Below are 13093 nucleotides of genomic sequence, written 5' to 3'. Positions count from 1 at the left end.
AAGCCGCCTAGCGCGGCGGGCGGATCGTCAGTTGGAAGGCCACCAGGCCTTCCGACACGTCGGTCCTGATGCCTTGATAGCCGCGCAGGCCCTTGGCCTCGATCTCGCGATAGACGACGCCGAAGGAGCTCTGCACCGCGCCCCGGCGATAGGCCACGCCGATGGAGGCGTCGCCCAGATAGCTTCCGGCGTCCTGGCTGACGCCGGACCGGGCGAAGTCGCCGTCGCGCGTGCGGGCGAAGTTGTAGCCGACCGCCCGCTTGGAGCCCGCCGCATACAGATACCAGCGCGGGCGCTCGCCGAAGGCCTCGTCGCCGTTGGGAGCCAGGCGATCCAGGTTCTCGCCGATGCGCAGGGTGGCGCCCGCCTCGGCCGAGGGGCCGTCGCTGCCGACGCCGAAGCCGGCGTGGGGCGTCAGCGACACCTCCAGTCCTGAGGCCGTGCGGCCCTTCGCGGCCGTCCAGCCGCGCGTATAGGTGACGTCATAGCTCTCGCCCGAGAAGGCGACGGGGTCCAGGGCGCGCGGCGGTACGGGCGAGCCGTCGGCGCGGCGCAGTTCCCCGGTGGTGGTGATCCGCAGTCGGTCGGTGAAGCCGTCGCCGGCGAACCAGGCCTCCTGGCGCAGCTCGCCCTGATCGGCGCTCAATCGGGCGACGTCGTTGAACTGCACCGGCGCGCCGAAGGCGGCGTCAGGCTCGGCGGTGAAGGGCAGGCGGCTGTCCAGCCGGGCGGCGGCGTCCTCGAACCGGACGGCGTCGCCGCCGCGCGCGGCCGTGGGTTCTTCGAGAACGGTCTGCGGCATGGCGAAAACGGTCGTCGGGGCGACCGCCGCGATCATCCATCCTGCCCATGCCATCCGTCGCATCAACGGTCCCTCCCGATCCGTTAACGCTCCCACTGTGCACGAACGCCGGGGAACCGCAACGGACTCTTTTACGCCACATTCGTTTATGACGAACGAAACCGCCCGGAGAGGGTTCCCCGGGCGGTTCAAAGGCGATGACGATGGAGGTCGGGCTCCGCCTTACTGGCAGGCCAGGCACTCGTCGTAGTTGGTCGGTGCGGCCGAGAAGAGGTCCGGCTGGTTCGGATCGATCTCTTCTTCCTTCTTGTCCTCGGCGCCGGCGAAGGCGGCGCGCTGCACCGACTTGGAGCGCAGGTAGTAGAGCGACTTCAGGCCCCGCTCCCACGCCGACCAGTGCAACATGTGCAGGTCCCACTTGTTGACGTCGCCGGGGATGAACAGGTTCAGCGACTGCGCCTGGCAGATGTCGCCGGTACGGTCTGCGGCCAGTTCGATGACCCAGCGCTGGTCCAGCTCGAAGGCGGTCTTGTAGACGGCCTTCTCGTCGTCGCTGAGGGCGTCCAGGTGCTGGACCGAGCCTTCGTTCTCGAGGATCGACGACCAGACGGCTTCGGTGTCGATGCCCTTCTCGGCCAGCAGGTCCTGCAGATAGGGGTTCTTGACCGCGAAGGAGCCCGACAGGGTCTTGTGAGTGTAGATGTTGGCTGGGATCGGTTCGATGCCCGCCGATGTGCCGCCGCAGATGATCGAGATCGAGGCGGTCGGGGCGATGGCCAGCTTGTGGCTGAAGCGCTCCATCACGCCGCGATCGGCGGCGTCGGGGCAGGGGCCCTTTTCCTCGGCCAGGGTGCGGCTGGCCTTGTCGGCCTCGCGGCGCAGGTGCTTGAACAGGCGCATGTTCCAGCTCTTGGCCATGGCCGATTCAAAGGCCACGCCCTGCGACTGCAGGAAGGAGTGGAAGCCCATCAGGCCCAGGCCCACCGAACGCTCGCGCTGGGCCGAATAGACGGCGGCGGCCATCGACGACGGGGCGCGGGTGATGAAGTCCTCGAGCACATTGTCGAGGAAGCGCATGATGTCCTCGATGAAGCGGGGCTCTTCGCGCCACTCCAGGAAGGTCTCGGCGTTGACCGACGACAGGCAGCAGACGGCGGTGCGCTCGACGCCCTTATGGTCCAGGCCCGTGTGCAGCATGATTTCCGAGCACAGGTTGGACTGCTTGACCGACAGGCCCAGGTCCTTCTGGTGCTGCGGCATCTGCCGGTTCACCGTGTCCGAGAAGATCAGATAGGGCTCGCCCGTCTGCATCCGGATTTCGAGGATCTTGGTCCACAGGTTGCGGGCGTCGACGGTTTTGCGGACCTCGCCGTTCTTGGGCGAGAGCAGGTCGAACGGCTTGCCGTCGCGGACCGCCTCCATGAAGGCGTCGGTGATGTTGATGCCGTGGTGCAGGTTCAGCGAGCGGCGGTTGAAGTCGCCCGACGGCTTGCGGATTTCGAGGAACTCCTCGATTTCCGGGTGGTGGATGTCCAGGTAGACGGCGGCCGAGCCGCGACGCAGCGACCCTTGGCTGATCGCCAGGGTCAGCGAATCCATCACGCGGATGAAGGGGATGATGCCCGAGGTTTGGCCCGCGCCCTTGACCTTCTCGCCGATGGAGCGAACGCCGCCCCAGTAGGTGCCGATGCCGCCGCCGTTCGAGGCCAGGGAGACGTTCTCGTTCCAGACGTTCTGGATGCCGTCCAGGCTGTCGTTGACCGAGTTCAGGAAGCAGGAGATGGGCAGACCGCGATCCGCGCCGCCGTTCGACAGCACCGGCGTCGCCGGCATGAACCACAGCTTCGACATATAGTCATAGACGCGCTGGGCGTGGTCGGCGTCGTCGGCGTAGGCCGTGGCGACGCGGGCGAACATGTCCTGATAGCTTTCGCCCGCCAGCAGGTAGCGGTCTTCCAGCGTCTTCTTGCCGAAATCGGTCAGCAGGGCGTCGCGCGTGCGGTCCAGCGTCAGGCCGTTAACCACCGTCAGCTCCGGTTTGGTCTCGGGCGGAGCCGAGGAAACCGTAGAGAATTCCGTCGTCTGCAACGCTTCGCCGCCTGCCATCGTCAGTCCCCAGTGCCTATGTGGATAACGCCAGATGTTGTGTGGATAACACCTCGACTATCTAAATCTAGTGTTAAGGCGGCGGGGGCGCCAACCAATTTATCGTCTCCAAAGTGTGATTTTTCGCTTGCATGGCGGCGGGTCGGTACGGGGCGGGCGTTGCGATCCCGCTGTGATGTAGAAATGGCGGCGATGACGCCCCGACGGGCTCGGAAAATCGGCGGGAACGAGACTCTAGCTTGGCCGTTAGCGCCCCATGGCTCCGCATCCCACCGCCTTCCTGACTCGCGCCCTGCGCGTCGCCCGCACGGAGATCGCCGCCGTGGCCGCCATGCTGGTGGTCGCCCTGGGGGTGCTGATCTTCATCGAGGTGGCGGACGACATTCAGGAGGCCGACGGTCAGGCCTTCGATCAGGCCGTGCTGGCGGCGGTGCGGCCCTTCGCCGACGATCCTGGCCGTCCCTGGGGGCCGTGGTGGCTGCATGAGGCGGCGGCGGACCTGACCTCGCTCGGCGGCATATCGGTGCTGACGCTGTTCGCCGTCATCGCCATCGGCTTCCTGCTGATCATGGGCAAGCGGCTGTCGGCGCTCATGCTGGTGGTCGGCCTGGCCGGCGGGGTGGCCTTGAGCGAAGGCCTGAAAGCCCTGTTCGAACGCGAACGGCCGCCCGAGATCTATCAGGCGGTGGAGACGCTGAACGCCAGTTTCCCCTCGGGTCACGCCCTGCTGTCGACCGTCTTCTATCTGACGCTGGGCGTCATGCTGACGCGCGCCTTTCCGCGCAAGCGGTTGAAGGCCTATGTCCTGGGCTGCGCGGTGGTGATCGCCCTGCTGATCGGGCTGACGCGAATCTATTTGGGCGCGCACTGGGCGTCGGACGTGTTCGCGGGGTGGAGCGTGGGCGCCGCCTGGTCGATGGCCTTGTGGCTGGTCGCCTACGCCGCCGAGCGCCGCCGAGCGCCGCCAGCGCCTGCACGACGCGCCCCTGCAGGACGCGCCCTAGGTTAGACCAAGGTCTAGCGCCGCGACCGGGCGCGGCTGTCGGATAGTGGTCCCAGAAGCCGTCGCCGCGCAGCGACGGACGCCCCTTCAGGACGACGCTTCAGGAGTTTCCCCGTGACCGATTTCGCCGCCCTCTACGCCGAACGCCTGACGACGCCCGAGGCGGCGGCCGCCCTGATCCCGTCGGGCGCCAAGGTCGCCATGGCCCTGGGCGTCGGCCAGCCGCCCGCTCTGCTGAAGGCCCTGGCCGACCGGGCCGAGGCGCGGCAGGTGGGCGACGTCAACCTCTACTACCTGCTGTCCACCGCCATCGCGGGCGAGACGGTCATGCGCTATGAACTGACCGACCGCATCCGCCCGCACAGCCTGTTCCACGGCACCATCGAGCGGAAGCTGGAGGCGCGCGGGCGCGAGGAAGGCCGTCGCGCCGTCTGGTTCGTGCCGACGGGCTTTCAGCAGACGCCGCGTGTGCTGACGCGCGAGATCGGCGTCGACACCCTGCTGGCGACCGTCTCGCCGATGGACGCCGAAGGGTATTTCAGCCTGGGGACCAACACCGACTACGCCCTGGCCGTGTCGAAGACGGCTGAACGGGTGATCCTGGAGGTCAATCCGCACATGCCGCGCGTGTTCGGCGACTGCCGCGTCCACGTCTCGCAGGTCGCGGCCCTGGTCGAGCATTCGGCGCCCCTGCTGGAGGCGGGCAAGGCGCCTCAGCAGCCGCAGGATCGGGCCATCGGCGCCCTGATCGCCGGGTTGGTCGAGGACGGGGCGACGCTGCAGATGGGCATCGGCGCCCTGCCGGACGCGGTGTGCGCAGCCCTGCATGATCATCGCGATCTGGGCGTTCACACCGAGATGCTGACGCCCGGCCTGGTCGAACTGATGAAGGCGGGCGTGGCCACCAACGCGCGCAAGACCCTGCACCCTGGCAAGACGGTCTTCACCTTCTCCATGGGTGATCGCTCAACCTATGAGTTCCTGCACGAGAACCCGGCCTTCGAGGCTTATCCGGTCGACTATGTGAACGATCCGGCCGTCATCGCCCGCAATGCGAAGATGATCTCGGTCAACGCCACCTTGCAGATCGATCTGTTCGGCGCCTGCTGCTCCGAACATCTGAACGGGCGACAGTATACGGCGGCGGGCGGCCAGCTGGATTTCGTGCGCGGGGCGGCGGCGTCCGAGGGCGGCAAGTCGATCATCGCCTGCCACTCCACGGCGGCGAAGGGCGCGGCCTCGCGCATCGTGGCGCGTCTGGACGGCCCGGCGACGACACCGCGCAACGACATCCACTACGTCGTCACCGAGCACGGGGCGATCAATCTGAAGGGGCTGACCGACGACGCCCGCGCTCGCGCCCTGATCGGCCTGGCTGCGCCTGAGTTCCGCGAGGGGCTGGAGCGTGAGGCGAAGGCGATGGGTCTTCTCTAGGCGGCCGCCGAGGGGTTTCTTTACGATTTCCGGGAGAAGCTGGCGCCGAACCGGGGAGGGTGAAGACAGGAATGCAGGCGCGCTGGCGGATGTTTCGTCATGCGGCCGGCCGTGAGGCCGGCCCTCCGGCGACGGCCTATGTCGTCCTGTTCGCCCTGTGTCTGCTGATCGGCCACTGGAGCGCGGCGACCTACAACGCCGTGATCATCTGGCCCGCCAACGGCGTGCTTCTGGCGGCCTATCTCCTGCTCCCGCGGCGCAAGGCGGCGGCGACACTGCTGGTCTGCTTCGGGTTGAACCTGGTCAGCACGGCGGTGAGGGGGGATTCCCAGCCCTTCGTGTGGCTGAATCCCCTGCTCAATCTGGGTCAGGTCTTGATCGCAGGCGTGCTGGCGCGCCGATTATGCGGCGCCGCGCTGGATCTGCGGCGACCGCGACGGTTTCTGTGTTTCGCCCTGGGCGCCGTCGCGCCGGCGGTGTTCCTGACCACCACCTTCTCCTGTCTGCTGGCGGCGTGGCTGCGTGACTATGCGCCGGCGCTGACGGCTTTCATCTGGACGCATCTGTTCATGATGGAGACGCTGGGCCTGCTGGTCGTCACGCCCAATCTGCTGTTCCTGGCGCGGGCGCGCAGGTTCCGCGACGAGGCGACCTCGTCCTGGCTCGCGCTCGGCATGGCCGGGCTGACGGCGGCGATGGTCGTGTGGGTCTTCAGTCAGCCGAGTTCGTTGCTGTTTCTGGTCTTCCCGCCGCTGATGCTGGCGGCCTATCGCCTGTCGCCGCCGTGGATGGCCGCGACGATTCTGGTGTCTGTCGGGATCAGCTGCATTCTGACGCTGGAGGGATACGGTCCCGTCGCCGCCGCGCCGGTGGCGGATGTCGCAGCCCTGGCCCACCTTCCCCAGCGGTTGCGGCAGATGCCGCTGTACCATGTCTTCCTGATGGTGTTGGTCCTGACCTCCCTGCCGCTCAGCGCCCTGATGGCTGAACGTCGCGCCAGCGTCGCGCGGCTGGCGCGGCGCACGGCCCTGGCGTTGAAGCAACGGCGTCGGGCTGAGGTCGCCGCCGCCGCCAAGGCGCGGTTCCTGGCCGTCATGAGCCATGAGATGCGCACCCCGCTGAACGGCGTCAGCGGCTACGCCGACCTGTTGTCTCAGCGCCGCGACCTGCCCGAAGAGGCCCAAACCTACGTCGAGGCCATTCGCCAGGCGGGGGAGGAGATGCGGCGACTGGTCGAGGATGTTCTGGACGCCTCGGCCGGGGATGATGAGGTGCAGGTCGAACCGTTCGATACGACAGGTCTGATCCGCGACCTTTGCGCCCCGGCGGCGGTCGCCGCCCACGCCAAGGGGGTGGCGTTCGAGCTGAAGCTGGACGCGCCGGACATGGCTCTGCGCATGGGCGATCCGCGTCGGCTCGCCTCGGCCCTGAGGCATCTTCTGTCCAATGCGGTCAAGTTCACCGAGAGGGGCCGGATCGAGGTGTGCGCCCGGCTGGATGCTGAAAGACTGACCCTGACGGTGCGAGACACGGGGCCGGGAATCGCGCCGGATCTGGAGCCGGTGCTGTTTGATCTGTTCCAACTAGGCGACGATTCCCTGAACCGGCGGCATGGAGGGGCGGGGCTGGGCCTGCCCGCCGCGCGTCGACACGCCCGCGCCATGGGCGGAGACGTGGTTCTGGGCGAAACGTCCGATCAGGGCTCGGTCTTCATCCTGACCGTGCGTCTGGGCGAGGGGGCGGTCGAGGGCGACGGCGCGATGGAGGCGGCGCCTGCGCCATCCGACGGGCAGGTCACGCGCGTTCTGGTGGTGGACGACCATCCGACCAACCGTCTGATGCTGCGGATCATGATGGAGGCGGCCGGCTGTCGGGTGGTCGATGCGGCGGATGGGATTCAGGCCGTCGAGCAGGCCTCGGCCGAGGTGTTCGACCTGATTCTGATGGACGTGCGCATGCCGCGCCTGAATGGGCTGGAGGCGACGCAGATGATCCGCAACGGCGGTTCGGCTTCGTCACTGGCGGCGGTGCTGGCGGTGACGGCCGACGCCATGCCCGAGGACGCCGTGCGCTGTCTCGGCGCGGGCATGGACGGCCATCTGGCCAAGCCGATCACCCATGAACGGCTTTACGCCGCCGTGGACCAGGCGCTCCGCGCGGCGCACGCGCGCCTGGCCGCTTAGTTCACCTGGCCGCCTAGCCTTCCCACCCCTCGTCGAACGGAAACCGTTCGGCCCAGAAGGGCTGAAGCGCGGGCAGGGCGTCGACGCGCCGCACGACCTCGGCCATGCCCGGCGCTTCGGCGTAGAAGCGGCGCCGACGCGGCGTCCAGCGGCTGGCGACGGCGACGTAGAGGTCCAGCACCGTCAGCTCTTCGCCTAACAGGAAGCGGCCGGGCGTGATCTGCGCGTCCATCATCCGCCAGCAGTCGGCGATGCGCTCGATGGTGCGTCGCTGGATTTCGGCCTGGGCCTGGGGATTGTCGCCGCCAAGACGGGTCGGTTCGTCCCGCACCCAGAACATCGAATAGATGGAGGCGGGGATGAAGGTCATCCAGCGCAGGAACTGCGCTCGGCGCGGATCGTCCAGGGCGGGCGACAGCCGCGCCTGCGGGTGGGAATCGGCCAGCCAGATCAGGATGGCGGCGCTTTCGGTGATGATCTCGCCGCCCGGCGTGACCAGGGCCGGCACCTGGCGCATCGGATTGACGGCCGCCACTCTGTCCCGCTCGGCCTCGCTCTCCCAGGTCGCGGCCTCGACCACCTGATAGTCCAGTCCGATCAGCCGCAGCGTCGCCTCGACCGGGGTCGAGCCAGACCCAGCTGCGCCGTAAAGCGTGAAAACCATCCCCATCTTCCTCCCCAGTTTCCTGTCATGGAAACACCATATCTAGCGGTCGGGTGAAAAGTGATCGCTAGATGTGCGCATCTTCCCTTGTCCCCGCGCGTCGGCGGACGCATGGTGAACGCACCTTTTCAGGATTCGCCTCAGGTCTTCTTCGATGAACGCTCCCGCCACGATCATTCGTCCCGGCACGCCCGGTCTGCTGACCCCTTCGGCCGCCTACAAGCCCTTCCGCTACCCGTGGGCCTTCGACATGTGGAAGAAGCAGCAGCAGGTCCACTGGATGCCGGAAGAAGTTCCGATGGGCGAGGACGTCAAGGACTGGGCCGCCAACCTGACCGACAGCGAGCGCAATCTGCTGACGCAGATCTTCCGCTTCTTCACCCAGGCCGACATCGAGGTCCAGGACAACTACATGGAGCGCTACGGCCGGGTGTTCAAACCGACCGAAGTGAAGATGATGCTGGCCTCGTTCGCCAATATGGAGACCATCCATATCGCGGCCTACGCCCTGCTGCTCGAGACCATCGGCATGCCCGAGAGCGAGTTCGGCGCCTTCATGGAATACGAGGCCATGCGCGACAAGCATGACTTCATGGGCCAGTTCGGGGTCGACACCGACGCCGACATTTGTCGGACCCTGGCCATGTTCGGGGGCTTCTCCGAAGGGCTGCAACTGTTCGCCAGCTTCGCCATGCTGATGAACTTCCCGCGCCAGTCCAAGATGAAGGGCATGGGCCAGATCGTGTCCTGGTCGGTGCGCGACGAGAGCCTGCACTGCGAAGGCATCATCAAGCTGTACCACGCCTTCAACAAGGAGACGGGCGCCGTCACCAAGGCCGTGGCCGACGACATCGTCGACTGCTGCAAGACGGTGATCGAGATGGAGGACAAGTTTATCGACCTGGCCTTCGAAATGGGTCCGGTGAACGGCATGACGCCGGACGACATCAAGGCCTACATCCGCTTCATCGCCGACTGGCGTCTGCGCCAGCTGCACCTGCCGGAAGTCTATGGCGTGACCGAGAATCCGCTGCCGTGGCTGCAGGCCCTGCTGTCGGGCGTGGAGCACGCCAACTTCTTCGAGGCGCGCGCCACCGAATACTCCAAGGCCGCCACGCAAGGCGCCTGGCACGGCGCTGACGGCGTCTGGGACAGCTTCGACAACATGATGAAGCGCCGCACGGAATCCGCCGAGGCCTGATCCGGGCCAGCGGCAAGCAAGAAAAAGGGCGCCCCGACGCAGGTCGGCGGCGCCCTTTCCTTTGCTTGAAGCCTCAGTTCGGCGTCTTGCGGCCCGCGTGGCAGCGCGCCGTGTCGCCGCGCTGGCAGGCGGCGGCCGTGGCGCGCCAGTCGGCCATGTCGCGTTCATAGCGAGCCTGGGCCTCGTCGGCGGCGCGCAGGTCCGCCTCGTGACGTTCGCGATCGGCGCGCGCCTGAGCCTCGGTCTGATCCACCTCGGCCTGCCAGCGGCGCTGGGCCTCGGCCTGGGCGGACTGATTGGCGCGGTCTTCGTTTTCGGCCAGATCGTTCTGGGCCACGATCTCGGCGTTCAGGGCCTGGGTCTGGCGCAGCTCATCGGGGTCTTGGGCCGAATCCGGCGCGCGATGATAGCGCTCGCCCTTGGACAGCAGCATTTCGGCCACGGGGTCTTTCGGCGCCGGTTGCGGGCGGGTTTGGCTCTGGTTCTGGGCGTAGGCGGAGCCGACCGTCAGCGAGGCGGCCAGGGTCGTGGTTAGCATCAACGCCGCCAGAGGGCGCAAGGGTCGGGTTTGCGAGGACAGGGAAGGGGTCATGGAGCTCTCCTTGCAGGGGAGGATACGAAAGACCGCAAGCTTGGCGCTTTCGGCTTTCAAAGGAAACAACGTCTGGGGGCGGCGGAAAGCTGCCGCCCAGTGGTCTAAAGCGGCAGCAGAAGCTCGAAGCGCGTGCCCTGGGGGCCCGTGTCCAGCAACGTCAGGGCGCCGTCGTGGTTGGCCGCCAGCTCGCGTGAAATGGTCAGGCCCAGGCCCGTGCCGTCGGCGCCGCCGCCGCTGACGAAGGGCTCGAACAGGCGATCGGCCAGGCGCGGCGGGATGCCGGGGCCGTCGTCGCGCACGGTGATGGCGGCCATGCCCTCGCGCAGTTCGGCGCTGACGGTGATGGCGCCCTTGCCGCCGCCCTTGTCCTTGCTTTGCGGAGCGGTCTCGATGGCCTGGCGGGCGTTGCGCATCAGATTGACCAGGATGCGATGAAGCTGGTCTGGATCGGCGTTGACGGTGAAGCGGGCGGGCAGGTCGCGCACCAACCGCACGCCGTCCGGCTCTAGCCCCGCATCTTCGGCGGCGGCGGCCACGGCGCGGGCCAGCAGCATCTTCTGAAGCTGAGGCGCGGGCTCCTCGGTCTTGCCGTAGGCCAGGACGTTGCGCGCCAGGGTCGAGGCCCGGTCCAGCGCCCGCTCCAGCCGGGGCAGGGCGGTCGCCACCAGGGGGTCGGACGAGGTCGACAGCCGTTCGGAGGCCATTTGGGCCGAGGTCAGCATGTTGCGCAGGTCGTGGTTGATCTTGGCCACCGCTTCGCCCAGCGCCGCCAGGCGGGCGCGCGAGCGCAGGGACTGGCGCACCTCTTCCTGCATCCGGGCCAGTTCGCGTTCGACCCGGCCGATCTCATCCTGACGATCCGAGGGCGTCTCGGCGGGGCTTTCCGGATTGGCGGCGAAGCGTTCGATCGAGCGGGTGACGCGGCGCAGGGGCTGCAGCACCAGCATGGACAGGGAGGCGTAGAGCAGACCGCCCGCCACCGCCGCGATCAGCAGCGACATCATCAGGCTGTTGACCAGGAAGCTCTCCAGCTCCTTCTTCAGCGGCTGGGCCGGGGCCAGGATCTCGACCAGATCGCCCGAGCGATAGCGCGGCGCCGCCTGCACCCGCAGCGAACGATCGGGGTGGCCGAACAGCGTCTTCCACGGGTCCAGCAGCCGCGCCCCGACGTTGCGCTGGCGCAGGTCGATCAGTTCGGGCGCGCGCGGCAGGTTGGGGGCCTGCAGCAGCAGACGCCGCACTCCTTGCTCGCCGATGACGACCGACTGCACCCCGCCGATGCTCAGCAACTGTTCGGCGGTGGAGTCCTCGACGGCGGAATAGGGCAGGGCCTCGACCCCGACAGAGGCCAGTTCGGCCGCCTGCAGCCGGTCCATCAGCCAGCGCTCCTGGAAGGAGGCGGCGCTGGGCACGATGATGATGGCGGCGACCGCCAGGGTGAATGCGACGGTCAGCAGCAGCAGGCGGCTGGACAGGCCGTCGGGCGCGCGGGGCTTCAACCGCCGGCGCAGGACGTTCCACGGGGCGGATCGCGTCGCAGGCGGCCTGGCGGCCGTCGCAGAGGCCAGGGGGGTCTGCAGGGCGGTCGGAAGGTCCTCGCGTTCCGTCATGACGCCTCCATGCGGGGGCGGGCGCGCAGCTTCTGGGCCAGCTTGAGCAGCAGGGGCAGCAGCATGGACAGGAAGGCTACCCCCATCAGAGGCCAGAAGAATTCCGCGAACAGGCTCCGAATGTCAGGATTTGGGTCCGTGACCAGAACGTCGTGCAGGCTGTCGCCGATCCAGCAATAGATGGTGTGTGCGGGCAACAGGCCGATGAAGGTGGCGATGACATAGGGCCGCAGCGGCGCCGCCATCACGCCCGCCGCCACATTGATCATGTGGAAGGGCACGGTGACGACCAGGCGCGCGACCAGCACGTACCAGAAGGTGTTCTTGTCCACACCGGCGCAGACCTTGTTCAGCAGGCCTGTATCGGCGGCGGCGCGGCGGCGCAGGGAATCGCCCAGGGCGGTGCGCCCCACATAATAGACGGCCAGGGCGCCGACGGTGGCGGCGAAGGCGGTGGCGACGCCGCCGACCCACGGCCCGAACAGATAGCCTGCCGTCACGGTGATGAAGACCACGCCGGGCACCACGCTGGCCGTCAGCAGGGCGAAGAGCAGCATCAGGGCGCCCAGCATCAGCAGATAGTGCTGGGCGACCAGCCCCTCCAGCGCCGCGCCGTGCTCGCGCAAGGTGTCCAGCGACAGGTAGCGATTCCAGCCCATGCCGAAGATCAGGGCGACGGCGGCCAGCAGCAGGGCTAGGGGCAGAAATCTTTTGACCCGGTCCAAGCCGTGCTCCGTCTTCTTCTTCCTGACATCCTTAGCGGATTTCCATGCGCCGCGCGCCCCTGTCGGCGACATGGAAAAGCGGCAGTGGCGTTGACTCTCGTGCGGCCGCCGCTTATACGCCCGCCTCTCTCGCGGCTGACGCTTGTGTCTGTCGCCAACCCCAGTAACCCGGAGCCGACCGTGAAGCGGACCTATCAGCCGTCGCGACTCGTGCGCAAGCGCCGTCACGGCTTCCGTTCGCGGATGGCCACCAAGAACGGTCAAAAGATTGTTGCGCGTCGCCGCGCCAAAGGCCGTAAGCGCCTGACGGCCTGACGTCACGCGCCCATTACCCTTCAGGGCGGGGCGCATGACCGATCTGATGAAAATCGATCGCCTGTTGAGGCGGCCCCAGTTTCTGGCGGCCGCCAAAGGCGTTTCTCAGGCCCGCGGCGCCGTGGTGGTCCAGCAACTGGATCGCGCCGACGGCGACCCGACGCTGCGCCTGGGATTCACCGCCACCCGCAAGATCGGCGGCGCCGTCGTGCGCAACCGCGCCAAGCGACGCCTGCGCGAGGCCGCCCGCCTGCTTGCGCCCCTGCACGGACGCGCGGGCTGCGACTATGTGTTCATCGCTCGGATGGGCACGGCGGACCGCGATTGGGACCGTTTGCTTGACGATGTGAAATCGGCCCTTACAAGGCTCGCAAACCCTCGTGCGGCTCCGACTGACGGCCCGGCTGGTTGGTGTGGGTGGCGCCCAGCATGGCGGCTTCGAGGATGATCATCCC

The 13093-nt window shown here is 67.7% G+C and carries 12 protein-coding genes; 6 read left to right on the top strand and 6 right to left on the bottom strand.

What is annotated here, in order from left to right; translation table 11 throughout:
- Positions 1 to 7 precede the first annotated feature (7 nt).
- Together FM111_RS07930 and FM111_RS07925 are read right to left on the bottom strand one after the other, a co-directional pair.
- Positions 8 to 856, bottom strand: a complete 849-nt coding sequence (locus FM111_RS07930) for a lipid A deacylase LpxR family protein (RefSeq protein ID WP_256968151.1) — start codon at positions 854 to 856, stop codon at positions 8 to 10.
- A gap of 168 nt (positions 857 to 1024) precedes the next feature.
- The gene (locus tag FM111_RS07925; protein ID WP_373407966.1) at positions 1025 to 2908 is read right to left on the bottom strand and encodes a ribonucleoside-diphosphate reductase subunit alpha; all 1884 of its coding nucleotides are present in this window, start codon (positions 2906 to 2908) and stop codon (positions 1025 to 1027) included.
- Positions 2909 to 3164: 256 nt separating this feature from the next.
- Here FM111_RS07925 and FM111_RS07920 point away from each other — a divergent pair, with 256 nt between their 5' ends.
- From FM111_RS07920 to FM111_RS07910, 3 genes are all read left to right on the top strand, one after another.
- Complete coding sequence (locus FM111_RS07920; RefSeq protein WP_256968150.1) at positions 3165 to 3917, top strand: phosphatase PAP2 family protein; 753 nt, start codon at positions 3165 to 3167, stop codon at positions 3915 to 3917.
- A 108-nt stretch (positions 3918 to 4025) separates the two neighbouring features.
- Positions 4026 to 5345 (top strand): acetyl-CoA hydrolase/transferase family protein, encoded by a 1320-nt coding sequence (locus FM111_RS07915; RefSeq protein WP_087140425.1) that lies wholly within the window; start codon positions 4026 to 4028, stop codon positions 5343 to 5345.
- Between the two features lie 71 nt (positions 5346 to 5416).
- Entirely contained in the window at positions 5417 to 7528 is a 2112-nt protein-coding gene (locus FM111_RS07910) for a hybrid sensor histidine kinase/response regulator (protein ID WP_087140424.1), read from the top strand.
- 13 nt (positions 7529 to 7541) lie between these two features.
- Here FM111_RS07910 and FM111_RS07905 read toward each other — a convergent pair whose 3' ends face one another.
- Entirely contained in the window at positions 7542 to 8198 is a 657-nt protein-coding gene (locus FM111_RS07905; RefSeq protein ID WP_087140423.1) for a glutathione S-transferase family protein, read from the bottom strand.
- 148 nt (positions 8199 to 8346) lie between these two features.
- Here FM111_RS07905 and FM111_RS07900 point away from each other — a divergent pair, with 148 nt between their 5' ends.
- On the top strand, positions 8347 to 9393 hold the full coding sequence (locus tag FM111_RS07900; RefSeq protein WP_087140422.1) for a ribonucleotide-diphosphate reductase subunit beta: 1047 nt from the start codon (positions 8347 to 8349) through the stop codon (positions 9391 to 9393).
- A 73-nt stretch (positions 9394 to 9466) separates the two neighbouring features.
- Here FM111_RS07900 and FM111_RS07895 read toward each other — a convergent pair whose 3' ends face one another.
- From FM111_RS07895 to FM111_RS07885, 3 genes are all read right to left on the bottom strand, one after another.
- Positions 9467 to 9985 (bottom strand): cell wall hydrolase, encoded by a 519-nt coding sequence (locus FM111_RS07895; RefSeq protein WP_256968149.1) that lies wholly within the window; start codon positions 9983 to 9985, stop codon positions 9467 to 9469.
- 104 nt (positions 9986 to 10089) lie between these two features.
- Entirely contained in the window at positions 10090 to 11598 is a 1509-nt protein-coding gene (locus tag FM111_RS07890) for a sensor histidine kinase (protein ID WP_087140420.1), read from the bottom strand.
- Entirely contained in the window at positions 11595 to 12323 is a 729-nt protein-coding gene (locus tag FM111_RS07885) for a TVP38/TMEM64 family protein (protein WP_087140419.1), read from the bottom strand. Before FM111_RS07885 ends, FM111_RS07890 begins: the two co-directional genes overlap by 4 nt.
- A 180-nt stretch (positions 12324 to 12503) precedes the next feature.
- Between FM111_RS07885 and rpmH the strand changes: the two genes are divergently transcribed.
- On the top strand, positions 12504 to 12638 hold the full coding sequence (rpmH, locus tag FM111_RS07880) for a 50S ribosomal protein L34 (RefSeq protein ID WP_003164000.1): 135 nt from the start codon (positions 12504 to 12506) through the stop codon (positions 12636 to 12638).
- 34 nt (positions 12639 to 12672) lie between these two features.
- Positions 12673 to 13086 carry a ribonuclease P protein component gene (gene rnpA, locus FM111_RS07875; RefSeq protein WP_087140418.1) on the top strand — a complete coding sequence of 138 codons (414 nt, stop codon included), beginning with the start codon at positions 12673 to 12675 and terminating at the stop codon, positions 13084 to 13086.
- Positions 13087 to 13093 lie beyond the last annotated feature (7 nt).

The sequence above is a fragment of the Brevundimonas diminuta 3F5N genome, from assembly GCF_900163625.1.
GTDB lineage: Bacteria > Pseudomonadota > Alphaproteobacteria > Caulobacterales > Caulobacteraceae > Brevundimonas > Brevundimonas diminuta_A.
Note: the sequence above shows the minus strand (reverse complement) of the source record. Positions and strands in the feature narration are given on the sequence as shown.

Excerpts from the sequence above, each read along its gene's own strand:
- rnpA (WP_087140418.1), top strand. The coding sequence starts at position 12,673 with ATGACCGATCTGATGAAAATCGATCGCCTGTTGAGGCGGCCCCAGTTT.
- FM111_RS07905 (WP_087140423.1), bottom strand. The coding sequence starts at position 8,198 with ATGGGGATGGTTTTCACGCTTTACGGCGCAGCTGGGTCTGGCTCGACC.
- FM111_RS07890 (WP_087140420.1), bottom strand. The coding sequence starts at position 11,598 with ATGACGGAACGCGAGGACCTTCCGACCGCCCTGCAGACCCCCCTGGCC.
- FM111_RS07895 (WP_256968149.1), bottom strand. The coding sequence starts at position 9,985 with ATGACCCCTTCCCTGTCCTCGCAAACCCGACCCTTGCGCCCTCTGGCG.
- FM111_RS07925 (WP_373407966.1), bottom strand. The coding sequence starts at position 2,908 with ATGGCAGGCGGCGAAGCGTTGCAGACGACGGAATTCTCTACGGTTTCC.
- FM111_RS07900 (WP_087140422.1), top strand. The coding sequence starts at position 8,347 with ATGAACGCTCCCGCCACGATCATTCGTCCCGGCACGCCCGGTCTGCTG.
- FM111_RS07910 (WP_087140424.1), top strand. The coding sequence starts at position 5,417 with ATGCAGGCGCGCTGGCGGATGTTTCGTCATGCGGCCGGCCGTGAGGCC.
- FM111_RS07930 (WP_256968151.1), bottom strand. The coding sequence starts at position 856 with ATGGCATGGGCAGGATGGATGATCGCGGCGGTCGCCCCGACGACCGTT.
- FM111_RS07920 (WP_256968150.1), top strand. The coding sequence starts at position 3,165 with ATGGCTCCGCATCCCACCGCCTTCCTGACTCGCGCCCTGCGCGTCGCC.